This is a genomic window from Stenotrophomonas sp. GD04024, from assembly GCF_029837545.1.
Lineage (GTDB): Bacteria > Pseudomonadota > Gammaproteobacteria > Xanthomonadales > Xanthomonadaceae > Stenotrophomonas > Stenotrophomonas forensis.
This window is the reverse complement of sequence record NZ_JAOEDV010000052.1, coordinates 1-23,602: the sequence shown is the minus strand read 5'-3', so window position 1 is coordinate 23,602 and position 23,602 is coordinate 1. Positions and strand designations below refer to the sequence as shown.

18 protein-coding genes are annotated in these 23,602 nt (G+C 67.1%); 14 read left to right on the top strand and 4 right to left on the bottom strand.

Annotated elements, in window-relative coordinates:
• Positions 1 to 87 precede the first annotated feature (87 nt).
• The 5 genes from N7590_RS15460 to N7590_RS15440 all read left to right on the top strand — a co-directional run bounded on the left by N7590_RS15460 (position 88) and on the right by N7590_RS15440 (position 7,574).
• Positions 88 to 1,365 carry an FAD-binding oxidoreductase gene (locus N7590_RS15460; protein ID WP_164241047.1) on the top strand — a complete coding sequence of 426 codons (1,278 nt, stop codon included), beginning with the start codon at positions 88 to 90 and terminating at the stop codon, positions 1,363 to 1,365.
• A 51-nt stretch (positions 1,366 to 1,416) separates the two neighbouring features.
• Positions 1,417 to 3,021 carry an MASE1 domain-containing protein gene (locus N7590_RS15455; RefSeq protein WP_164241046.1) on the top strand — a complete coding sequence of 535 codons (1,605 nt, stop codon included), beginning with the start codon at positions 1,417 to 1,419 and terminating at the stop codon, positions 3,019 to 3,021.
• Positions 3,022 to 3,209: 188 nt separating this feature from the next.
• Entirely contained in the window at positions 3,210 to 4,790 is a 1,581-nt protein-coding gene (locus N7590_RS15450; RefSeq protein ID WP_239544169.1) for an MASE1 domain-containing protein, read from the top strand.
• An 893-nt stretch (positions 4,791 to 5,683) separates the two neighbouring features.
• A complete protein-coding gene (locus N7590_RS15445) occupies positions 5,684 to 7,027 on the top strand; it encodes a diguanylate cyclase (RefSeq protein ID WP_164241044.1) in 1,344 nt (447 codons plus the stop codon).
• 85 nt (positions 7,028 to 7,112) lie between these two features.
• A complete protein-coding gene (locus N7590_RS15440; RefSeq protein ID WP_006429165.1) occupies positions 7,113 to 7,574 on the top strand; it encodes a bacteriohemerythrin in 462 nt (153 codons plus the stop codon).
• Here the strand turns inward: N7590_RS15440 and N7590_RS15435 are convergent.
• Positions 7,555 to 8,856 (bottom strand): MFS transporter, encoded by a 1,302-nt coding sequence (locus N7590_RS15435; RefSeq protein WP_053509857.1) that lies wholly within the window; start codon positions 8,854 to 8,856, stop codon positions 7,555 to 7,557. The genes N7590_RS15440 and N7590_RS15435 overlap by 20 nt on opposite strands.
• A 147-nt stretch (positions 8,857 to 9,003) precedes the next feature.
• Between N7590_RS15435 and N7590_RS15430 the strand changes: the two genes are divergently transcribed.
• Positions 9,004 to 9,645 (top strand): hypothetical protein, encoded by a 642-nt coding sequence (locus tag N7590_RS15430; protein WP_164241043.1) that lies wholly within the window; start codon positions 9,004 to 9,006, stop codon positions 9,643 to 9,645.
• Positions 9,646 to 9,800: 155 nt separating this feature from the next.
• Here N7590_RS15430 and N7590_RS15425 read toward each other — a convergent pair whose 3' ends face one another.
• Positions 9,801 to 11,297 (bottom strand): aldehyde dehydrogenase, encoded by a 1,497-nt coding sequence (locus N7590_RS15425; RefSeq protein WP_164241042.1) that lies wholly within the window; start codon positions 11,295 to 11,297, stop codon positions 9,801 to 9,803.
• Positions 11,298 to 11,401: 104 nt separating this feature from the next.
• On the opposite strand from N7590_RS15425, the gene N7590_RS15420 reads away from it, so the two are divergent.
• The 7 genes from N7590_RS15420 to N7590_RS15390 all read left to right on the top strand — a co-directional run bounded on the left by N7590_RS15420 (position 11,402) and on the right by N7590_RS15390 (position 19,949).
• The gene (locus N7590_RS15420; RefSeq protein WP_049458209.1) at positions 11,402 to 12,754 is read left to right on the top strand and encodes an aspartate aminotransferase family protein; all 1,353 of its coding nucleotides are present in this window, start codon (positions 11,402 to 11,404) and stop codon (positions 12,752 to 12,754) included.
• Between the two features lie 63 nt (positions 12,755 to 12,817).
• Positions 12,818 to 13,696 carry a plasmid replication/partition related protein gene (locus tag N7590_RS15415; RefSeq protein WP_164241041.1) on the top strand — a complete coding sequence of 293 codons (879 nt, stop codon included), beginning with the start codon at positions 12,818 to 12,820 and terminating at the stop codon, positions 13,694 to 13,696.
• A gap of 118 nt (positions 13,697 to 13,814) precedes the next feature.
• Complete coding sequence (locus N7590_RS15410) at positions 13,815 to 15,101, top strand: DUF445 family protein (RefSeq protein WP_164241040.1); 1,287 nt, start codon at positions 13,815 to 13,817, stop codon at positions 15,099 to 15,101.
• Between the two features lie 274 nt (positions 15,102 to 15,375).
• The gene (locus N7590_RS15405) at positions 15,376 to 17,577 is read left to right on the top strand and encodes a TonB-dependent siderophore receptor (protein WP_164242935.1); all 2,202 of its coding nucleotides are present in this window, start codon (positions 15,376 to 15,378) and stop codon (positions 17,575 to 17,577) included.
• Between the two features lie 103 nt (positions 17,578 to 17,680).
• Positions 17,681 to 17,995 (top strand): DUF3649 domain-containing protein, encoded by a 315-nt coding sequence (locus N7590_RS15400; RefSeq protein WP_053509869.1) that lies wholly within the window; start codon positions 17,681 to 17,683, stop codon positions 17,993 to 17,995.
• Entirely contained in the window at positions 17,992 to 19,623 is a 1,632-nt protein-coding gene (locus N7590_RS15395; RefSeq protein ID WP_164242936.1) for a PepSY-associated TM helix domain-containing protein, read from the top strand. Before N7590_RS15400 ends, N7590_RS15395 begins: the two co-directional genes overlap by 4 nt.
• A complete protein-coding gene (locus tag N7590_RS15390) occupies positions 19,620 to 19,949 on the top strand; it encodes a DUF3325 domain-containing protein (protein ID WP_053509874.1) in 330 nt (109 codons plus the stop codon). The genes N7590_RS15395 and N7590_RS15390 overlap by 4 nt, the downstream gene beginning before the upstream one ends.
• A gap of 124 nt (positions 19,950 to 20,073) precedes the next feature.
• Here N7590_RS15390 and rlmKL read toward each other — a convergent pair whose 3' ends face one another.
• Together rlmKL and N7590_RS15380 are read right to left on the bottom strand one after the other, a co-directional pair.
• Positions 20,074 to 22,212 carry a bifunctional 23S rRNA (guanine(2069)-N(7))-methyltransferase RlmK/23S rRNA (guanine(2445)-N(2))-methyltransferase RlmL gene (gene rlmKL / locus N7590_RS15385; RefSeq protein WP_164242937.1) on the bottom strand — a complete coding sequence of 713 codons (2,139 nt, stop codon included), beginning with the start codon at positions 22,210 to 22,212 and terminating at the stop codon, positions 20,074 to 20,076.
• Between the two features lie 145 nt (positions 22,213 to 22,357).
• Positions 22,358 to 22,885, bottom strand: coding sequence for a hypothetical protein (locus tag N7590_RS15380; RefSeq protein ID WP_164242938.1), 528 nt, complete (start codon positions 22,883 to 22,885; stop codon positions 22,358 to 22,360).
• A 72-nt stretch (positions 22,886 to 22,957) separates the two neighbouring features.
• Between N7590_RS15380 and N7590_RS15375 the strand changes: the two genes are divergently transcribed.
• Positions 22,958 to 23,524, top strand: a complete 567-nt coding sequence (locus N7590_RS15375; protein WP_164242939.1) for an N-acetylmuramoyl-L-alanine amidase — start codon at positions 22,958 to 22,960, stop codon at positions 23,522 to 23,524.
• Positions 23,525 to 23,602 lie beyond the last annotated feature (78 nt).

The following is a 23,602-nucleotide window of genomic DNA, read 5'->3' as shown; positions in this document are numbered from 1 at the left end:
TCCGTCATCCATCGGCGAAACTACGCGGGTGAACACCGATCACCCTCCCCCACTCCAAACATCCGCGCCGCAAGCGCGAGGCCTGCAGTGAGCGCAGCCTTCCCACCCAGCTGGTACGCCGCCAGCCTGCCCGAACCACCCGCGCTGCCCGCGCTGCGGGGCGATGTGCAGGCCGATGTGGCCGTGCTTGGCGCCGGCTATACCGGCCTGACCGCGGCACTGGAACTGGCGGCTCGGGGCCAGCGGGTGGTCCTGCTGGAAGCACAGCGGATCGGCTGGGGCGCCTCCGGGCGCAACGGCGGGCAGGCGCTGGTTGGCTACGGCTGCGAGGTGGATGAGCTGGAGCGCCAGCTCGGCCGCGACGATGCCCGCCACCTGTTCGACTGGTCGCGCGATGCGGTGCAGGCGATGCGCACGCGCATCGACCGCCATGGCATCGATTGCCACTGGGTGGAAGGCCACGCCAGCGTCGCCATCCGCGAGCGTCACGAGCGTGATCTGCGCGCCAACTGCGAGCACCTGCAGCGCCACTACGACTACCCCATGCAGTGGTGGGACCGTGACACCCTGCATGCGCAGCTGGACAGCCCGCGCTACCGCGCCGCGATGTTCGACCCGCTCAGCGCGCACCTTCAGCCGCTGGCCTATGCACGTGGCCTGGCCGATGCAGCACGTGCGGCCGGGGTGGTCATCCACGAGGATTCGCCCGTGGTGCGCATCCAGCGTGGCTCCCAACCCGCGCTGCACACGGCGCAGGGCAGCGTGCGCGCCGCGCACCTGGTGGTGGCCGGCAACGCCTGGCTGCAGGGTCTGTTGCCCGAGCTGGAGCGGCGGATCATGCCGGTCGGCACCTATATCGGTGCCAGCGCGCCACTGGGTGCGCAGCGCGCCCGCGCCCTGATCGGCAACAACATGGCCGTGGCCGACACCGCCTGGGCACTGGACTATTTCCGCCTCAGCCACGACCACCGCCTGCTGTTCGGCGGCCGCGCCAGCTATTCGGCCCTGCCCCCGCCCGGGCTGCACGGGGTGATGCAGCGGCGCATGCACCAGGTCTTCCCGCAACTGGCCGACGTGCCGCTGGAACAGGTCTGGGGCGGCTACGTGGACATTACCCGCAACCGCGCCCCGCACTGGGGCCGGCTGGATGGCAACCTGTACTTCGCGCAGGGGTTCTCGGGGCATGGCGTGGCCGCCGCCGGGCTGGCTGGCGAGGTCATCGCCGCCGCCATTGCGGGCCAGAGCGAGCGCCTGGACGTGTTCCAGCGCCTGCGGCATGCGCCCTTCCCGGGAGGGCGGCTGCTGCGGATGCCGCTGCTGGTGGCGGCGATGTCGTGGTACAAGCTGCGGGACGCGTTGTGGTAGCGGAACCCTTCCCAGCCACATAATCGGCGCAGGAGCTGGGGGAGCACGTGGATGCGGTGGTGGAAGGACGGCCTGCAGGTGAGGATACGGGTCAGCCCCGAGGGGCTGGCACTGGCGCTGCTCTATGCCTTCGCCTGCTGGGGCGCGCGCAAGCTGTCGCTGGACCAGTTCTTCCTGCCTGCTGGCGTACGGGTGGCCGCACTGCTGCTGTGCCCGCCCCGTCTCTGGCCTTATCTGCTGATCGGTGAATACGCCTACTTCGCGCATCTGCGCATCCCTCTGATCAGCAAATACAACCTGACCTGGGTGATCCTCGCCTCGGTGTTCCTGATGCCTGCCGTGATGCTGATCGTGCGCCTGCACCGGAAGCTGCTGGCACGCACCACGATCGTCGGCGTGATCTCCATTGCGGCATGCGCCGCGATGGTCATCAGCCTGCTGAACCTGGGGATCTCGTACCTGCTCTGGGAACCGTTGCACAACGCGTCATTCATCACCAACCTGCTGCGCTATGCGCTGGGCGACTTCACCGGCATCCTGATCCTGGCGCCTCTGGCTCTGCTGTGGATCCGCCGGGCCGAGGAAGAATGGACGGTCCGGTCCATTGCTGCCGTGGCAGGAGCACTCGCAGCCATGCTTGTCGTTGGCCTGCAGGCGACTCCGGTGTCTGCCTCGATCACGGCGCCTGGCTCACTGCAGTTGCTGTTGATCCTGCCTATTCCCGCGATCGCCCTGACCTGCCTGCTGGGATGGCGCGGTGCGGCCATCGGTGTCGCCGCCGTGAACATGATGCTTGGCCTGAGCGCCCCTGCCGACCATCCGACGGCATTCGACCCGGCCACGTTCGCTACCCAGCAGGCCATGGCCATCGCCAGCATCGCCCTGCTGCTGCTGGGCGCGCGCATCACCCACTTCCAGAGCCAGCACCGGTTGCGCGAGGAAGATGGCAGAGCAGCCCTGCTGCTTGCGCGGAACTCACACCTGGCCAGCGAGATGGACCTGCGTGAGCGCGCGGCCCATCTGCGCCAGCTGGGCGATGGCATGGACCTGTCGCTGAACGAAATGGTGAACTGGCTGCATGCGCAGGGCCATCACGCTGTCGCAGACAGCCTGCGGCATACCTCGGAGGTGCATTCACGCCTGTTCCGGGCCCAGGCCAGCATGATCTATCCCGCCGCCCTGGAACGGCTGGGCCTGTACGTGGCCTTGCAGGCGGGTGGAGTGCGTGAGGCATGGAACGCCACGCATCGAATCGGGCAACCCAGGTTGATGGGTGACCCCTGCGCGCTCGGGGTAGGCCTGCAGCTTGCGGCCTACCGGCTTGTAGTTGATGCGGTATCACTTCTACTGAGATGCGAATCCGGACAGATTTCGGTCAGCATCCGCTGTGGATATTTCGCCCGAAATCCGGGTGTATTCATCTGCGTAGCCCTCGTGGGTCGGAACGAATCTTTGGGAATCCGGACCACGGAACTGGCAAATGAGCAGTTGCTGGGCCGAATTCTTGTGCATGGTGGCCACATGGACATGAGTGGCAACAGACTCAGGATCGTATTGACGGAAGCGCGGGGAGGTTCCAGCCAGGCGAGCGCTACCGAAGCTTTGGGGGGACGTACATCCTCCATTGACCCAGGTGCTCCGCGGGCCGCAACCTGACTTCCTCATAGAAATGAGATGCAGATCACTACCCGAAGGTGATCTTTGTTCGGCACCGCCTTGCCCCCCCGCCAAGGCGGTCCAGCTCGTGTGATTGCGCGCCCGTGCTTCTATGGATACTGTCACCCAATGGCGCGTTCAAACAAGCAATGGGGCCGCCGCCATGTCACGAGCATTGGAGGCTTGGGTTGAATTGGTGGAAGAGGGGAATTGAACTGACGTTCCGCGTGCGGCCCTTGGGGCTGGCGATTGCCGTGATGTACGCGATTACGTGTTGGGCCGCTTGGCGGGTTTCGCTGGACCAGTTTTACCTACCTGCCGGCATTCGCGTAGCGGCTTTGCTTGTGTGTCCACCTCGCCTCTGGCCCTACCTGCTTATTGGCGAGTACGCGTATTTCGCACAACTGCGCTACCCGTTGATAGATGAGTATGGGCTGGCATGGGTAATCCTGGGTTCGGCATTCCTGCTGCCAGCCGTTGCTCTGGTTGTATATGCGCATCGAAAATTCATGACTGCCAGGGCAGATGGATGGCTGCTTTCGGTCGCGGTGTCAGCCGCAGTGATTGCTACTGCCCTGAAGCTTGGGCTGTCTCACTTGCTTTCAGAGAACCCTTCAAGCGTGCCGATTGCGACAAGGGCCGTACGCTTCGTCCTTGGTGACTACATTGCCATCCTGACGGTTGCGCCACTGGCGGTTCTCTGGAGCAGGCGCCATGCAATGGACGAATGGGGACGCTGGCGCTCTCCCCCGACTGTCGCCGCTCTTGCAGTGATGCTGGGACTGGGTCTGATTACCGCAATGGCCCCTGGCTTGTCGGATGCAAGCAAGACAAGTCTGCAGTTGACCATGGCGCTGCCCGTGATCGTGTTGACATGTATTCATGGCTGGCAGGGAGCAGCCGTTGGCGTCCCCCTTTTGAACATTCTCATTGCAGTGGTTACTCCTACATCCGGCCTCCTTGGCTCATACGATGAACGAACCTTCACGACGCAGCAGCTGATCGCCATTGCAGGAACCGGGCTGCTGGCACTCGGCTCACGCATCAGCCGGCACTATCATCAGCGGGGGCGTAGAGACGTAGACGGGCACCAGGCTGCACGACTATCAAGGTCCGCTCATATGGCGGGCGAAATGGATCTGCGGGAGCGTGCCCTGGATCTCAGGAGAATCGCGGATGACATTGAAGCTTCCTTGAGCAGGACAGCCGACCTGTTGAAGACACATGGCCATCACTCGCCGGCAGTGGATCTACTTCTCACATCCACCGCACATTCCCGCCAATTCCGCGAATTGACCAGCATGGTCTATCCGACCGAGGTCGAGCACGTCGGTCTCTACCTGGCCCTGCAGGTCAGCGGCATTCGTGAAAGCTGGAATCAGACACACAGGATCACATCCCCCTTCCTGGCTGGGGATCCCTGCAAACTGAGTATTGCCTTGCAGTTGGCGGCCTACCGCACTCTCACCGAGGCCGTTTCATTGCTGCTCAAGCAGGAACAAGGACAGATCCAGATACGTGCTCGCTGTGGGAAATTGAAAGGGCAACAAGGAATTCTGCTCAGAATCGCTCTGCTGGACCGCGATCGCGATCTGCTACTCGACACAACACGTCTGGCTATTGAGCGTCTGAGCTCCCGCGCACAAGCCTATGGAGGGAAAGTGCACTGCGAAGGGAACTGCGTACGTGTGCTGCTCCTGGAGACCGCAGCCAGCGGCGCGCAAAGCAGCATGCAGGCCGCCTGGGCAAGCCGAGCGGACATAGCCTAACTCTTGCCAGCCATCGAAACGGAAGGCCGGCACGATCAGATCATGGCAGGAGCCGCCCCCCCCGGCTCCTGCTTCGTCGATATGCGCAATCGTGGCGCCAACAAGAGTGTCCTCAGCCTGCGGTATCCATAGAGTCGACGACCCATACAGCGCTTGCACCCTCTCCATAGACAACCAACGAGAACTGAGCACTCTGGAACACCACGCGCCGGACAACCTTCTCGGGCAAACTCAGTCGATGCGAGGGCAAAGACACCTTAGCCGCACTCTTGCCAGCCGGCAGCGTCCAGAACGTGGCGTCGACATTTCCCACGATCAGCACGACCTGACCCGAGAGATCATTCACTTGGTAGTAACTGATCCCATCACGCTCGAACCCATAGACAAGCCAGTTTGGGTTCAAACTCAGATTCGTGGCTGCTGGCAGAGATTCTCCCAGACCGCTCCGAGCCATATGGATTCCGTTGTCGCCACTGGGGCAACACGCTGATGCGCTGAAAGCAGACACAGAAAGCAGGACAGCGGCAGGAAGCAACACTCGCAGTTCAGAAAATCTCACGCTCACCCCCATGGATGGTTGGAAAGACAGCTCCAGGCAATTCCGTTTCGCCACCCCACGACTGGATGGCGCTCGACCTCGCTTGAAGGGTTCCTTCGTTCGACGCAGCCGTGTCCAATGCACCAGTAGGGGTGGCGCGACCCAGCATAACCATGCCGCACCGTGAGCGCCATGAAGGGAGTGCGTTCGAATCTCACCCTGTTGTCCTAAAGATTCCCGGCGAAGTGACCCGAACCAGGCAGGGTAGATATGTCCACAACCGAGGGCTCCGGCTAAAGTTGCACCCGAAACTGCCGCTATCCGTGCCGAGCCCTCCCTCGTGAGCCACCGCATCATGCCCGTCCTGCCGCAGGCCGCCGTCGATGGCGACCTGGCCGATCCGCTGCCACAGCGGATCCTGCTGGTCGAAAACTCCCGTGCCTTCACCAGCATGCTGCGCGAGGCCATCGAGCAACGCCTGGAACTGCCGGTGGTGATCGCCTCTACCCTGGCCGAGGCCGACCGCCTGCTGAGCGAGGATGGCGGCTGGTTCCTGGTGCTGACCGGGCTGGTACTGGCCGACGGCGACCGCGATGCGGTGGTCGAGTTCTTCCTCAAGCGTGGCCTGCCGACCGTGGTGGTCAGCAGCGTCTACGACGAAGACCTGCGCAAGCGCGTGCTGCAGCAGCAGATCATCGACTACGTGCTGAAGAACACCCCTGGCAGCATCGATTACCTGGTCTGGCTGGTGCAGCGGCTGGAGCGCAACCGTCGCATCGCGGCGCTGGTGGTGGACGATTCGCCCTCCGCGCGCGGCTATGCCGCCGCCCTGCTGCGCATGTACGGCCATGAGGTGCACGAGGCCGCCGACGGCAACGAAGGCCTGGCCGCGATCGAGGCGCATCCGGCGATCCGCCTGGCGGTGGTCGACCAGGAGATGCCCGGCATGCAGGGCGTGGAATTCACCCGCCGCCTGCGCACCCTGCGCTCGCGCGACAAGGTGGCGGTGATCGGCATCTCCGGCAATACCGATGCGTCACTGATCCCTCGCTTCCTGAAGAACGGCGCCAACGACTTCCTGCGCAAGCCCTTCTCGCGCGAGGAATTCTTCTGCCGGGTCTCGCAGAACGTGGACCAGCTGGAACTGATCGGCACCCTGCAGGACCTGGCCACCCGCGACTTCCTCACCGGGCTGCCCAACCGCCGCTGCTTCCTTGAGCAGAGCCAGCGCCAGCTGCCGCAGCTGCAGCTGCACGGCCAATGCGTGGCGGTGGCGATGATCGACATCGACCACTTCAAGCACATCAACGACACCTACGGCCACGAAGCCGGCGACGATGCGCTGCGCGCGGTAGCCGGCGCGGTGGCCGCGCACGCGCGCAGCCAGGACCTGATCGCGCGCTTCGGTGGCGAGGAGTTCTGCCTGCTGGTGCCGGACATGGAACAGGACGAGGCGCTGCTGTACTTCGAGGAACTGCGCCAGCGCATCGCCGCGCTGGAAGTGGACATCGGCTCGGCCACCCTGCGCATGACCGTCAGCATCGGCCTGTGCTGCCTGCGCCCGCAGCGTGATGCGCTGCACCGGCTGATCTCCGAGGCCGACCGCCAGCTGTACCTGGCCAAGGCCGGCGGCCGCAACCGGGTCAGCTGTACCACCATGGCCAGTCCGTTGCGCCCACGCGAGCCCGCCCTGCCCTGACCGGCACGCCTTGATCCAGATCAACGCCGCCCGCGCGCCGCGGTTCTACAGTCGGCCCCGACATACGCATGAAGGGGAGCCGGGGATGGCACTACTGGTCTGGCAGGACGATCTGAACATCGGCATCGATGTGATCGATCAGCAACATCGCCGCATCATCGAGATGCTCAACCACCTGCACGTGGCCCAGGCCAGCATGCAGCGTGCGGCGGTGGGCGAAGTGATCGATGAAGTGGTCGACTACACCATGTCGCACTTCGCGTTCGAGGAAGAGCTGATGGAGGAGGCGGGTTATCCGTTCTGTGCCGCGCACAAGCGTGTGCATGAGGTCTTCATCAAGCGCGTGGCCGAGTACCGGCTGCGCTTCCAGGCCGGCGAGGACATCAGCGACGAGCTGCGCACCATGCTGTCGCGCTGGCTGTTCAACCACATCCGTGGCGATGACCAGGCCTACGCCGAGCAGGTCAAGGCGCACCTGAACCAGTTCGCCCGCGAGCACCAGGGCGGCGGCTGGCTGGGGCGCACGCTCAAGCGCTTCTTTGGTTGAGCCGCAGTGCGCGCCGGTGCAGTGCTACCAGCGCGCACAGGGTGGCCACCGCAGTCAGGCACAGGTAGTAACCCACCGCGACCAGGCCGAAGTGTTCGGCCAACCACGTGGCCAGGTACGGTGCCGGGGCCGCGCCGAGGATGCCGGCCAGGTTGAAGGACAGCGACGCCCCGGTATAGCGCACCTCCACCGGGTAGATCTCGGCCAGGAAGGTGCCGCACGGCCCGTAGGTCAGGCCCATCAGGAACAGGCCCAGGCACAGGAAGCCGGTAACCAGCCACGGGCTGTGCGGCTGGAACAGCGGTGCGAACAGCACGCCGAATCCGACGATCAGCACGCTGGCCACGATCATCGTGCGGCGCGTGCCCCAGCGGTCGCCATAGCGTGCCGACAGCGGGATGCCCAGTGCGAAGAACAACATGCCGGCCATCTGCATCAGCAGGAACTGTTCGCGGCTGTAGCCCAGCACCGCGGTTCCATGGCCGAGGCTGAACACCGTCATCAGGTAGAACAGCACGAAGGTTGCGAACGCCCCCAACGTGCCCAGCAGCATCGGCACCGGATGGTCTCGCAGCACCGTCAGCATCGGCAGCCGCACCGGCGCCTTGCGTTCCAGCGCCTTCTTGAAGTCGGGGGTCTCGTGGATGTTCAGTCGCACCCACAGGCCCAGCCCGACCAGCAGCGCGCTGGCCACGAAGGGAATGCGCCAGCCCCATTGCAGGAAGTCGTCCTGGCTCAGGCAGCGGCCCAGCGCCAGGAAGATGCCGGCCGACAGCAGGAAGCCCAGCGGGGCGCCCAGCTGCGGGAACATGCCGTACCAGGCGCGCTTGCCCGGTGGTGCGTTCTCGGTGGCCAGCAGCACCGCCCCACCCCACTCGCCGCCCAGCCCCAGTCCCTGGCCGAATCGGCACAGCGCCAGCAGCGCCGGTGCCCACAGCCCGATCTGCGCATGGGTCGGCAGCAGGCCGATCAGTACCGTGGACAGGCCCATGGTCAGCAGTGCGGCCACCAGGGTGGCCTTGCGGCCGATGCGATCACCGAAGTGGCCGAACACCGCCGAGCCCACCGGCCGGGCGATGAACGCCACCGCGAAGGTCGCCAACGACTGCAGCAGTGCCGCCTGTTCGCTGCTGTCCGGGAAGAACAGGTGCGGGAACACCAGCACCGCGGCCGTGGCGTAGATGTAGAAGTCGAAGAACTCAATGGTGGTGCCGATCAGGCTGGCCAGCAGGACACGGCGGGGGGAATTCACGGGCGGTGCGGCAGCGCGGGTCGTCGACATCGGCAACACGGGTAACGGTGGATCGCCCGATTCTGCCACGGGCTGGTGGCCGCACGGGACGATGGTTTCAGCCGACACCGATGCCAACGAAATTTTTCCGGCCGCCCGCTAGGCTGCGCCACCGGTCCCTGCATGGATGCCTTGCCGATGGCTGCAGTTGCGTTGTCGTGGTCCGATTCGCCGAAGCTGCCGCGCATGGCGGCGTGGCTGGTGGTACTGCTGGTGCATGGCCTGATGGCGCTGTGGTTGTGGGGCAGTGGCCGGATCGTGCTGCGCGCTGACGATGGTGCACGGATCTCGTTGCGCTGGCTGCCGCCGGAGCTGCCGGCGCCGGCGCCGTCACTTCCGGCGTTGCCCTCCGTACCGATGACACGCCGGGCTGCATCGGTGAAGCCCCACCCAACCCCGATCGCGCAGGCAGAGACCGCCCTGCCCACCGAGGGGGCACCGGCGGCTGAGGCGCCGCTGATCCTGGGCCTGCCTGCAGGCAGCGTCGACGGTGGCGATGGCATCAGCGCGGCGGGGGTGGCGCCACGCCTGATCGGTCGCCGCGAGGTGCATGCTGCGTTCGCACCGCGCCGCAACCATTTCCGCATCCGCCGGCAGATGACCCCGGAGCAGATCGTGCACGGCGTGGCGCAGCTGCTGGGGCTGTGGCCGCCGGGCTACATCGTCGACCCTTGCGAGCTGGGGAGGCAGGATATGGACTATTTCCAGAATGCGGTTGAAGAGGCCGATCGCGACCTGCTGCGTGCTGCGGTCCTGCAGGTGAGTGCACGCTGCCGGTAATCTGCATTCCGCGAACGGCAGTCGAGCAAGCTCGACTCTACTCAAACGCGGCGCTTCCGTAGCGTCGAGCTTGCTCGACGGCTTTTGCCCTTCTGCATCTCGCGGAGAGCAGTCGAGCGTGGCTCGACTCTACAGAAGCGCGGGCAACTGTGACGCTACAACTGGATCCAGGTGGCCTTGATCTCGCTGTACTTGTCGAACGCGTGCAATGATTTGTCGCGGCCATTGCCCGACTGCTTGTAGCCACCGAAGGGGGCGGTCATGTCGCCGCCATCCCAGCCGTTCACCCACACGCTGCCGGCGCGCAGCTGGCGTGCAACGCGATGCGCGCGACCAAGATCACGTGTCCACAGGCCGGCAGCCAATCCATAGCGGCTGTCGTTGGCCAGGCGGACGGCTTCGGCTTCGTCATCGAAACCCAGCACGGCCAGGACCGGCCCGAACACTTCCTCGCGCGCCAGGGCCTGCTCGGGCCGTACCTGGTCGAACACGGTGGGCTGCACATAGCAGCCGCCCGCTTCCACCTCGGCGCGATGACCGCCCAGCAGCAATCGGGCGCCCTCGCCTTCGGCACGCGCGATATCGCCCATCACCTTGTCCAGATGCGCGGCATCGACCAGCGCGCCCATCGGTGCGTCGGCTTCCAGCGGGTGGCGCGGCTGCATGTGCTGGCCATAGGCAACCACCTGGTGGACGAAATCCTCGCGGATCGAGCGTTGCACCAGCAGCCGCGAACCGGCGGTGCAGACTTCCCCCTGGTTGAAGAAGATGCCCTGCGCCACGCCCTTGGCCGCCGCATCGAGGTCCGGGGCGTCGGCGAACACCACGTGCGGGCTCTTGCCGCCGCATTCCAGCCAGACCCGCTTGAGGTTGGATCGGCCAGAGTATTCCAGCAGCTTCGCGCCTGTGGCGGTGGAGCCGGTGAAGGCCAGCACGTCCACGTCCATGTGCAGGGCCAGCGGTTCGCCGACGCGCGCTCCATGGCCGGGCAATACGTTCAGAACCCCGTCCGGCAGGCCCGCCTCGGCGGCCAGCGCCGCCAGCCGCAGCGCACTCAATGGCGACCGCTCGGAAGGCTTGAGCACCACCGAGTTGCCCATCGCCAGCGCCGGCGCGATCTTCCAGCAGGCCATCAGCAGCGGGAAGTTCCACGGCACGATCGCCGCCACCACGCCGGCGGCCTCGCGGGTGACCAGCCCCAGTTCGCGCGGGCCGGTGGGCGCGATCTCCCCGTACAGCTTGTCCACCGCTTCGGCGGTCCAGCTCAGGCAGCGCACCACGCCGGGCAGGTCGATGCGCCGCGCGTCGCGCACCGGCTTGCCCATGTCCAGGGTTTCCAGCAGGGCCAGCTCGTCGGCGTGCGTTTCCACCAGCGCGGCCAGCGCCAGCAGCACGCGCTTGCGATGCGCCGGGCTGGCCTGCGACCAGTGGCCCGCATCGAAGGAGCGGCGGGCCGCCAGCACGGCACGCTCCACGTCCTGCGTGTCGCAGTCGGCGACCGCACCCAGCACCCGACCGTCGATCGGGCTGATGCAGTCGAAGCGGGCGCCGCTGGCAGCGTCGACCTGGCGGCCGTCGATGAAGGCCTGGCCGGGTATCGACAGCTGGAGTGCCAGCGCCTGCCAGTGGCTGCGGTCGGGGAAATCGGCCATGGGACACTCCTGCAATCAACCAGCCTTGCTTATACCGGGGCCGCCGCGACTTCGCCGTGACGCAGCTGCGCTACATTCGTCGCATCGCACCCGATGGAGCTGGCATGAAGCGTCCCGAAAGCGACCTGCACGACCTGGCCACCCAGCGCCCCGAGTCCCTGGACGCGTACTGGATGCCATTCACCGCCAATCGCCAGTACAAGGCGGCGCCGCGTGTACTGGTACGCGCCGAGGGCATGCACTACGAAGATGTCGATGGCCGCCCGATCCTCGACGGTACCGCCGGCCTGTGGTGCTGCAACGCCGGCCACGCGCGGCCACGCATCGTCGAGGCCATCGTCGAGCAGGCCCGCACGCTCGACTATTCACCGGCCTTCCAGATGGGCTCGCCGCCGGCCTTCGCACTGGCGCAGCGGCTGGCCGCACTGGCGCCGGCCGCGCTCAACCATGTGTTCTTCACCAGCTCCGGCTCCGAGGCGGTGGATACCGCAATGAAGATCGCACTGGCCTACCACCGCCAGCGCGGCGAAGGCCAGCGCACCCGCTTCATCAGCCGCGAGAAGGCCTACCACGGGGTCGGTTTCGGCGGCATGGCACTGGGCGGCCTGCCCAACAACCGCAGGGCATTCGGCCTGCAGCTGGGCGGCGTGGACTATCTGCGGCATACCCTGGACCTGCAGCGCAATGCGTTCAGCAAGGGCCTGCCACGCCAGGGCGCGGAGCTGGCCGATGACCTGGAGCGGCTGATCGCGCTGCACGATGCCTCGACCATTGCCGCGGTGTTCGTTGAACCCATCGCCGGTTCGGCCGGGGTGATCCTGCCCGCACCGGGTTACCTGCAGCGGCTGCGCGAGCTGTGCGACCACCACGGCATCCTGCTGGTGTTCGACGAAGTGATCACCGGCTTCGGCCGGGTCGGCATGCCCTTTGCCGCGCAGCGTTTCGGGGTCACCCCGGACCTGCTGACCTTCGCCAAGGCGGTCAGCAACGGTGCGGTGCCGCTGGGCGGCGTGCTGGCCAGCGATGCGGTGCATGCCGCGTTGATGCAGGCGCCCCCGCAGGCGATCGAGCTGTTCCACGGCTACACCTATTCGGGCCATCCGCTGGCCTGCGCAGCGGCGCTGGCCACGCTGGAGGTCTATGCCGAGGAGCGCCTGTTCGAGCGCGCCATCGAGCTGGGTGAATACTGGCAGGAGCGGTTGCACGCCCTGCAGGGGCTGCCCAACGTGATCGATATCCGCAACTTCGGGCTGGTCGGTGCGGTGGAGCTGGCGCCACGCCGCGACACCCCCGGCAGCCGCGGCTACGAGGTGTTCCGCCGCTGCTTCCACGACGGCCGGCTGCTGGTGCGCTGTACCGGCGACATCATCGCGTTGTCGCCGCCATTGATCGTGGACAAGCCGCAGATCGACCAGATCACCGGCATCCTCGGCGAGATGATCCGGGCCACTGCCTGAGTCCGGACCGGCGGTGGCGAGCAGGTACAATGGGCGGTTCCGCTCCTGCTCGCTGCCGTGCCCATGGATATCGTCGTCAAAGAAGAACTCAAGGCCTACATCGACCCGCTGACTGCGGACGAACATGACGCGCTGGAGCGCAGCATCCTGGCCGAAGGCTGCCGCGATGCGCTGGTGCTGTGGGGCGATGTGCTGGTCGACGGACACAACCGCTTCGGCATCTGCCAGAAGCACGGCCTGCCGTTCAACACCGTGCAGAACACCCGCTTCCAGAGCATGGAAGACGTGCACCTGTGGATGATCGAGCAGCACCTGGGCCGCCGCAGCGTTTCGGACTTCCAGCGCGGCGTGCTGGCGCTGCGCAAGCGCGACATCCTGGCTGCCCGCAAGCAGGTCGAGCAGGCGCAGCTGCAGCGCGAGAGCGACGGCACCGCCGAGATTGTCGAGGACGCTGGCGAAGACAGCCCGCCGTGGGAACCGGCGCCGAAGATCAGCCGCGCCGAGCTGGCCCGCGAAGCCAAGCTGAGCACCAGCCAGGTCGGCATGATCGAGCGCATCCACGCCCAGGCCGCGGCCGAAGTGGTGGAAGCGGTGAAGGCCGGCGTGATCTCGATCAGCGCCGCCGCAGCCGTGGCCGACCTGCCCGAGGAAGAGCAGCGCGCCGCCGCCGCCGGTGGCAAGGATGAACTGAAGCAGGCCGCCAAGCGCGTGCGCGAGTCCAAGCGCAAGCCGCGTGCCCCGAAGCCGGACGCGGCCGAGATGGACTTCGAGGAGCCGGATGAGGACGCGATCGCCAGCCGCGACGCCGACGTGCTGTCGGCCCTGGAGCAGCTGGGCGAGGACGCACCGGCGCTGCGTCGCCGCGTCGTCGCGTTGACCCGCGAGAACGACACCCTGCGCGCGCAGCTGGCCGCGCTGCGCAGGCAACTCGAAGCGCTCTGAACCAGCGGGTAGTGCCGGCCGCTGGCCGGCAACCCCATGAACGTTCCGGGCGCGTTGCGGATGCCGGCCAGCGGCCGGCACTACCCGATGCTCATGCAGGGCCGGATAGACTTCGGGCATGACGCCTGCCAACGATCCGCGCCGCGCACAGCTGCGGCGCCTGAAAGCCCTCGCACTGGGCCTGCTGCTGTTGATGCTGGCCGGATTCGCGGTCAGCCACTGGCAGGGCGAACGTGGCATCTGGGCCTGGGTCTCGGCCTTCTGCGAGGCCGCCGCCGTGGGTGCGCTGGCCGACTGGTTCGCCGTCGTCGCGCTGTTCCGGCGGCCGATGGGACTGCCCATTCCGCACACCGCGATCATCCCGCGCAGCAAGGAACGCATCGGTGACAGCCTGGCGCTGTTCGTGCGCGACCAGTTCCTGGAACCGGGCGTGCTGTTGGCCAAGCTGCAGGTGTTCGATCCGGCCAGCCGCCTGGGCAGCTGGCTGGCCGATCCGGCGCGTTCGCGGATGCTGGCCGACATGGCGCGCGGCTGGGCGTTGCAGGCACTGGATTTCTTCGACGAGACCGCCGTGCGCCGGCAGCTGCACGGTTTCGTGGTGCAGCAGCTGCGGCAGTGGAATGCCGCCGCCACCGCCGGCGAGCTGCTGGCCCTGCTGACCGCCGATGGCCGCCACCAGCGCGTGCTGGACGAGGGCCTGCAGCGGCTGGGGCGCTGGCTGGAGCAGTCGGAAGTGAAGGAGCGCGCCTCGCAGCTGATCGTGCGCTACATCCAGCGCGAATGGCCGACGCTGTCGAGCACGGTGAACTGGGTCAAGCCGATCGACGAGATCGGCGACAGCCTGGCCGAGCGCCTGGCGCGTGCGGTGCTGGAAGAACTGCAGCAGGTGCTGGCCGAGCCGGAGCATCCGCTGCGCCAGGACTACGAGCGCTGGCTGCAGGCCTACGTGCAGCGCCTGCGCGAGGATCCGGCGCTGGCCGAGCGCATCGAACAGCTCAAGCAGGAAATGATAGACCACCCTGCCCTGCAGGAGTACGTGCAGGGGCTGTGGGCGCGCATCCATGCCAGCCTGCGTGCCGACCTGCAGCGCGACGACTCCGCACTGGTCGGCCACCTGCAGCGCAGCCTGGCCTCGCTGGGCAGCAGCCTGCAGGCCGACCCTGCCCTGCGCGAGGCACTGAACCAGCACCTGCTGGAAGGCGCGCAGCGGCTGACCGGGCGCCTGCGCGAGGGCGTGACCACGCATATCGCGCAGACCGTGAAGGGCTGGGACGAGCGGCATCTGGTCGAGCAGCTGGAACTGAGCGTGGGCCGCGACCTGCAGTTCATCCGCTTCAACGGCACCCTGGTGGGCGGGCTGATTGGCCTGCTGCTGCATGCCGCGACAGTGATCTTCCGGTTCTGAACGCGCGCCTCGATGCACCGCCAGCAGTCGTCACGCTTGATTAACGAAATGCGAATGCCTATCATTTGCTAATCGGTTGTACGCTTAGCCAAGCGGGGCACGGACGCACGTACCCACCCGCCCCTTCGCCCGTGTACATCCCCCGACTACCGGGTCGCCCGCACTGCGCGGGTGGCGCACCGTCGATGGGGCTCGCTGGGCGACGTGCGCGGAGCGCATGGCGACTGTACCTGCGCATTCCATCGCCTGATTCATCCTGCATGGAATCGCACCGATGGCAATGCCGCTGAACTCCCCCCGTCCCACCGTGTTGGCCCTGGCCGTGACTGCATTGATGATCGCCCCGCTGGCCCACGCCGACGGCACTGCCGATCCTTCCGCGCGCACGCTGGATACGGTGAAGGTGACTGCCGATGGCGAGATGCCCGGCAGCTATACGGTGAAAGGCGCGCGCACTGCGACCAAGCTCGACCTGTCACTACGCGAGACGCCGCAGTCGGTAACGGTGGTTACCCGCCAGCGCCTGGATGACATGGGCCTGTTCTCCCTGTCGGACGTGATGGGCCAGGTGACGGGCGTCAGCGTGTCGGTCACCGACAGCGAGCGCATCAACTATGTCTCGCGCGGCTACACCATCGACAACTTCCAGATCGACGGCATGCTCAACACCTTCGGTGGCTCGATCAAGACCAACACCGACAACGTGATCTACGAGCGCATCGAAGTGATCCGCGGCGCCACCGGCCTGACCACCGGCGCGGGTGATCCGTCCGGCACCATCAGCATGATCCGCAAGCGGCCGACCGACACTTTCCAGATGGGTGCCAACCTGACCCTCGGCCGCTGGGGCAACCGTCGCCTGGAGGCCGACCTCGGCGGCCCCGTCGCGTGGGACGGCCGCATCCGCGCACGCATCGTGGCCGCCAAGCAGCAGAGCAACTCGTTCCGCGATGTCTACCGGCTCGACAAGGACGTGTTCTACGGCATCGTGCAGGCCGACCTGAGCGACAGCACGCTGTTCGAAGTGGGCTACGAGTACCAGTCGCCGCACACCACCGGCGTGACCTGGGGCGTGGTGCCGTACTGGGGCGCCGACGGCGCACCGGCCAACCTGCCGCGCTCGACCAATCTTTCCGCGTCCTGGAGTGCGTGGCCGATCGTGGAGAAAACCAGCTTCGCGCGACTGGAACAGCAACTGGGCAACGGCTGGTCGGTGAAGGGCAACGTCAGCCACGCCGTGCGCGATACCGATGGCAGCGTCTGGTACGGCGCGGCCGGCTACCCGCGCGCCGACGGTACCGGCGTGACCGCCTACATTTCACACTTCAACGAACACAGCACGATGGACGTGTTCGACGTCAACGTGGGCGGGCCGTTCCAGCTGTTCGGGCGCGAGCATGAACTCGTGTTCGGCCTGGGCCAGTCGGTGCGCAAGGGTGAGTCCGAGGCCATGTCGTTCGATTCCAGCGCACCGGGCTACGCGCAGGTGCCCGACTGGCGTCACTGGACCGGCGAGGTGCCGGTACTGCCGGTGACCCGCTCTGGTCGCCTGTCGTCACAGGACGAACTGCGCCAGCGCGCCGCCTATGTTGCCGCCCGACTTCGCCTTGCCGATCCGTTGCTGGCCGTGGTGGGCGCCCGCTATGGCAGCTGGGAAACCCGTAGCTGGGCCTACGGCTATGATGCCGCCGGCAACCGCAACAGCACCAAGCGCAGCGGCTACAGGCCCGACGACATGCTCACCCCGTATGCCGGCCTGGTGTACGACTTCAACTCGACCTTCAGCGGCTATGTCAGCTACACCGACATCTTCAAGCCGCAGAAATCGCGCGACCGCAACGGCAACTACCTGGAGCCGGTGGTCGGCGACATGTACGAAGCGGGCGTCAAGGCCGAGTTCTTCGGCGGCCTGCTGAACGCTTCGGCGGCGGTGTTCGAAGGCAAGCAGGACAACGTGGCCGAGATCGATGATTCAGTGCCGGTGAACTCGCTGCCCGATGGCAGCCAGGCCTACCGATCCACCGGCAAGGGCAACAAGGTGAAGGGGTGGGAAATCGAGACCCAGGGCAGCATCGGCGAGCAATGGAACGTCTCGGCGGGCTTCGCCCATACCGTCATCCGCAACAAGGACGGCGTGCTGCAGCGGACCACAGCCCCGCAGGACACCTTCCGCCTCAACACCAGCTGGCGCCCCGGCGGCATCGATGGCCGCTTCTGGCTGGGTGGCGGCGCCACCTGGCAGAGCCGCATCTGGAACACCAGCACCAAGGCGGATGGCAGCAAGGCCAACATCACCCAGGACGCGTTCTACCTGCTGAACCTGGCCGGCGGCTACCGCTTCAACGAGAACTTCAGCGCGCAGCTGAACATCAACAACCTGCTGGACAAGAAGTACTTCAACAACGTCGGTTTCTACAGCGGCGTGTACTGGGGCGAACCACGCAACGTGACGATGACGCTGCGCTGGAAGCTCTGACGATGGATGGCGCCGGTTCTGCGACTGGTGCCCGGCCAGGGATGGCCAACCCCGGCGCGCTGCGGTGCGCCGGTCCCTTTTCACTGAAACCAGCAGGAATGCCGTGGACCGCTCGCCCGCAACCGCCAGCCCCCGCACCTTCTTCTCCAACCCGCGCTGGGGCGTGCTGTCACGCTCGCTGGCCGCGATCTTCGGCGGCTACGCGCTGGCCTCGGTGACCAGCGTGTTCTGCGCGCTGGCGCTGCCCGGCGCGCGCGGCCAGACCGTGCTGACCGGCATGCTGCTGGCAATCCTGGTGGCCGCCTGCGCCGCGTTGTGGGCGTTCGCCACCCGCACTGCGCTGCGCGCCTGGGCCGGCATCCTGGTCCCCACCCTGCTGATGGCCGCCGTCGCGCGCCTGCTGGGGGCCTGGGCATGAAGAACGGATTCCGCCAGTCGATGGCCTGGCTGCACACCTGGACCGGCCTGCTGGTCGGCTGGCTGCTGCTGCTGATCTTCATGGCCGGCACCGCCAGTTACTACCGCGAGGAAATCAGCCGCTGGATGCGCCCGGAGCTGCCGGCCAACAAGGTCAGCATCGACGTGGCCGCGCAGCGCGCGGTGGACTACCTGCAGGCCAACGCCAGCCAGGCCGAGAACTGGTTCGTCACCCTGCCGCAGCCGCGCAACCCGGCCATGCAGATGTTCTGGCGGCTGCCGCCGGAGCTGGCCGATCCCAGCCGTGGCCGTCGCGGTGGCTTCGGCGACGCAACACTGGACCCGAACACCGGGCAGGCGCTGAAGGCCCGCGAGACCCGAGGCGGTGATTTCTTCTACCGCCTGCATTTCGACCTGCACTACATCCCGGTGTTGTGGGCGCGCTATCTGGTCGGCTTCTGCGCGATGTTCATGCTGGTGGCGATCATCACCGGCGTCATCACCCACAAGAAAATCTTCAAGGACTTCTTCACCTTCCGCAAGGACAAGGGTCTGCGTTCCTGGCTCGATTTCCACAACGTCAGCGCGGTGATGGCGCTGCCCTACCACGCGATGATCACCTACACCGGCATCGTCACCCTGATGATCATGTACCTGCCGTGGGGCGTGAAGGTGGCTTACCCGCAGGACGAGGACAAATTCTTCAGCGAAGCCTTCGGCGGCATGCCGGAGGTGACCGCGCCGGCCGAAGGCCGCGCCACGCCGCTGCCGATCGCGCAGCTGCTGGACAGCGCGCGTGGGCACTGGCATGGCGTGGAAGTGGCCGGCTTCACCGTATCCAACCCGGGCGCGGCCAATGCAGTGATCGACATCCGCCAGCGTGACGGCAAGCGCCTGTCCACCGACACCCCGGCGCTGCGCTACGACATGATCAACGGCACGCTGCTGGAAGAGACGCCGCCCTCCGGTGGTGCCACCGCCACCCGTGGCGTGCTGTATGGCCTGCACCTGGCCCGCTTCGCCGACTGGGGCCTGCGCGCACTGTTCTTCCTGTCCGGCCTGGTCGGCTGCCTGATGGTGGCCAGCGGCGTGGTGCTGTGGGCGGTGAAGGAACGGCCCAAGCACGCCAAGAGTGGCCGCACCGGCTTCGGCCTGCGCCTGGTCGACGCACTGAACATCGGTACCGTGGCCGGCCTGCCGATCGCGTTCGCCGCCTACTTCTGGGGCAACCGCCTGCTGCCGCTGGACATCGCCGAACGCTCCAGCGCCGAGGCCAACGTGTTCTTCTACGCCTGGGGCACGGCACTGCTGGCCGCCTTCATCTGGCCGAAGCGGATGATGTGGGCCTGGCAACTGTACCTGGGCGCCGCCGCGTTCGCGCTGGTACCGGTGGTCAACGCGCTGACCACGCATGCGCATCTGGGCGTGACCCTGCGCAATGGTGACTGGGTGCTGGCTGGAGTCGACCTGTCGATGATCGCGTTCGGCGCGATGCTGGCATTGTGCGGCTGGCGCATGCAGCGCTGGACGCCGCCGCTGTCTGCGGCCGAGAAGAAGAAGCGTGCGGCGGCGGCGGCCAACGCTCCGGTTGATGCTGCGGAACCTGCCGAAGCGGAGGCCAGCGCATGATGCTGTTGACGTTGGCCCTGTCGTTCTCCGCGTTCACGGCGCTGTCGCTGGCGATGGAGAAGCACCAGCACGACCTGCATGGCAAGGCGGCTGCCTCGCCGGCACGGCGCACGCAATGGCGGGTGCTGGGCTGGGCCCTGCTGGCGGTGGCATTCGCGCTGTGCGTGGCCGACCATGGCTGGGCGATGGGCCCGGTGCTGTGGCTGGGCACGATGACGCTGGGCGGCGCGGTGTTGTCGTTCGGGTTGTACCCGTACCGGCCGAAGTGGATCGCCGCGCTGGCGATCGCGCTGCCCGCAGCCGGGCTGCTGGTGGCGGTGCTGTAGCCACCATCCACGCGTGGCGTGGATCTACCGGCCAGACAGGGGGTAGTGCCGGCCGCTGGCCGGCATCCCATGATCCCTCTGCGGATCTGTCACCGTTGCCGGCCAGCGGCCGGCACTACCGGGCTTACCCCAACCGCTTCAATTCCCACGCGCGGTGGATGCGCGCGTTGCGCTCGAAATCCGGGCCGATGGTGCGCGCGGTGATCTCGCGGCACTGGGCGAACTCGGCGATGGCGTTCTCTTCCAGCTTGAAGCGGCGGAAGTTGTTGGAGAAGTACAGCACGCCGCCCGGCGCCAGTCGTGCCACTGCGGCGCGCAGCAGCTTCAGCTGTTCACGCTGCACGTCGAAGTCGTCGGCGCGCGCGGAGTTGGAGAAGGTCGGCGGGTCACAGAAGATCACGTCGTACTGGCCGCGGTCGCCTTCCAGCCACGCCATGGCGTCGGCCTGCACCAGCAGATGCTGGTTGCCGCCCTGCCCGTTCAACGCCAGGTTGTCGTAGCACCACTGCAGGTAGGTGGCCGACAGGTCGACGCTGGTGGTGCTGGCGGCACCGGCCACAGCCGCCTGCACGCTGGCCACGCCGGTGTAGCAGAACAGGTTGAGGAAGCGCTTGCCGCGCACCTGCTCGGCCATCATCCGGCGCAGCGGGCGATGGTCGAGGAACAGGCCGGTATCCAGGTAATCGAACAGGTTCACCTGCAGCAGCGCGTTGTTCTCACGCACCACGATGAACTCGTCGCGCTGTTCGAAGCGGCCGTACTTGCTGCCGCCCTTGCCGCGCTCGCGCGACTTCATCGACACCTGTTCCGGCGGCACGCCGAATACTTCACGCGCGGCCGCCAGCAACTCGTTGCGGCGACGGCGCACGTCGTTCTCCGGAATCGCCGCCGGCGCGGCGTATTCCTGCACATGCAGGAAGGTGCGGCGCTGGCCACCGTCTTCCTCGTAGACGTCGATGGCGGCCGCGTACTCCGGCAGGTCGGCATCGTAGGCGCGGAAGCAGGTGATGTCCTCGCGGGCGCGCCAGCTCTTGAACTTCTTCAGGTTCTTGCGCAGGCGATTGGCCACCATCTGCGCACCTTCGCTCAGCTCGCGCGGCTGCGCCGGGTCGCGGCCCGGCACGGCGATCGGGTCGCAGACGATCAGCGCGCATTCCAGCGCACCGTTGAACATCTGGTACTTCTTGCCGGCGCGCAGGCCGGTGGCGAAGGCCAGTTCGTCGTTGCCGCACAGCAGGCTGGCGCGCCACTGCGGCACCGCCTTCTGCAGGGCATTGCCCAGCGCGCGGTACAGCGCCGGATCGGCCGCCAGGCGCTCGTCGTACGGCGGGTTGCAGACCACCGCGCCGATCTCCTGCTCCGGCGCGGCCAGGTCGGCCACGTCGGCGCGGGTGAAGCGGATCGCATGGGCGACGCCCGCTACTTCGGCGTTCTCGCGCGCCGCCTGGATCGCGGTCGGGTAGATGTCGCTGCCGTGGATGACCGGTTTCAACGCTGCCAGGCCGGCCGCTTCGCGGTCACGTGCCTCGCTCTGGATGGCCTTCCAGGCGGCCTTGTCGAAGCCCAGCCAGCGGCTCGGCGGCAGGCTGCCGTGGCGCATCAGGCCGGGGGCAACGTCGGCGGCCATCAGCGCGCCTTCGATCAGCAGCGTGCCGCTACCGCACATCGGGTCCAGCAGGCCACCACCAGCGGCGTGCAGGCGCGGCCACTGCGCGCGCAACAGCAGCGCGGCGGCCAGGTTTTCCTTCAGCGGCGCCTCGTGGGCTGCACCGCGCCAGCCACGGCGGTGCAGCGGGCCGCCGCCCAGGTCGATCGACAGCGAGGCACGGCCCTTGCGCAGCGACAGGTTCACGCGCACGTCGGGCAGGTCGGTGTTGACCGAAGGGCGTTCCAGGCCTTCGTCACGCATGCGGTCGACGATGGCGTCCTTGATCCGCTGCGCGGCGAAGCGGGCGTGGGTGATCTTGTCGCCGGACACGTGCGCGTCCACCGCCAGGGTCATTTCCGGCTTGATGTGCTCATGCCACGGCAGCGCACGCACGCCGTCGTACAGGGCCTGCTCGTCCGGGCACTCGAACTCGTCGATCGGCCACAGCACGCGGCTGGCCAGGCGCGACCACATGACGATCCGCAGCGCCTGCTCCAGTTCGCCGTCGGCGTTGACGCCGGCAATGGTGGCGGTGGCCTTGGCAAGGCCCAGGGCCGACAGTTCATCGGCAAGCAGGTATTCCAGGCCCTTGGCGCAGGAGACGAAGAATTTCACGGGATCGGTTCGCAGGTGGTCGGGCGCGGCACAGGGGCCGGGCCAGTCGGAAAGGAGGGCCGTAGGCACGGCCGGCAGGCCCGCGCCGGGGGCGGCGGGGCTGCCATTGTAGTCAATGCGGGCGGGCGCGCCGTGCGCCCGGGCTTCACAGCTGGCGCAGCAGGCGCTCGAAGGCCTGCGCGGAGACCTCCACATGGTGCTCAAGGCGGTGCCCATCATCGACCAGCAACAGCTGCGCCGATCGCGCCTGTGCCCAGGCAATGACCCCGGCGGCCGGCACCACCTCGTCGTGCCAGGCCTGCACCACCGTGGTCGGTACCGCGGCGGCATCCAGAGCCGGCATCGGGCCCATGGTGGTCGGTGGCACCATCAGGAACAGGCCGGCCACCGGCACCTGCAGCGAGGCGATGGCGGAAATGTAGGCACCGAGGCTGGAGCCGGCCAGCACCACCGGCCCTTGCCCGGCAGCGAGGGCGGTGCGCTCGACCAGGCGGCGCAGGCGGGTCGGCACGTCGCCCACCCGGCTGACCTCGCTCATCGCGTCCAGGTCGGTGTAGTCCGGGCGTTCATGGGTCCAGCCCAGGCGTTGTGCCACCTCGGCCAGCGCGGTGACCTTGATCGCTTCCGGGCCGCTCTCGAAACCGTGCGACAGGATGCAGTGGCCGCGGCTCATGCGCGCGCTCCGCGCGAGCGGGCCGATGAGGAAAGGGAAGGCAGGTTCATGCCGCAATGCTAGCATCGCCGGATGCCCAACCCGCTCCTGCCCGGCCTGCAGCTGCAGCCCCTGCCCTACCACGACCGCCTGCCGCTGCGCGACCCGGCCGCGCTGGAGATGGTGGTGATCCACTGCACCGAGCTGCCCGACCTGGCGATGGCCCGCGAGTACGGCGAGCGCGTGCTGTACGACAGTGGCGCTGGCAACAGCGGCCACTTCTACATCGACCGTGACGGTCGCGTGGTGCAGTACGTGGCACCGGAACGGGTGGCCCACCACGTGCGCGGCATGAACGCACATACGCTGGGCATCGAGCTGGTCAATACCGGGCGTTACCCGCACTGGTTCGACAGCCGCCACCAAGCGATGGACGAGCCGTACACCGAGGCGCAGCTGGTGGCACTGGAACAGTTGCTGCTGGCGCTGGCGGCGCACTACCCGTCGCTGCGGCGAATTGCCGGGCACGACCAGCTGGATCTGGAGCAGGTAGTGGCCAGCGACGATCCAACGCTGCGGGTGGCGCGCAAGCGTGATCCGGGGCCGTTGTTTCCGTGGGCGAGGATTCTGGCGAAGGTGCCGCTGCAGTCGGTGGGTTGATCGGCAGGGCTGCGCCCTGCACCCGCAGAGGCAACGTCAACGTCAACGTCAAAAGCGGGCTGTCGGTGGGATGGCGGG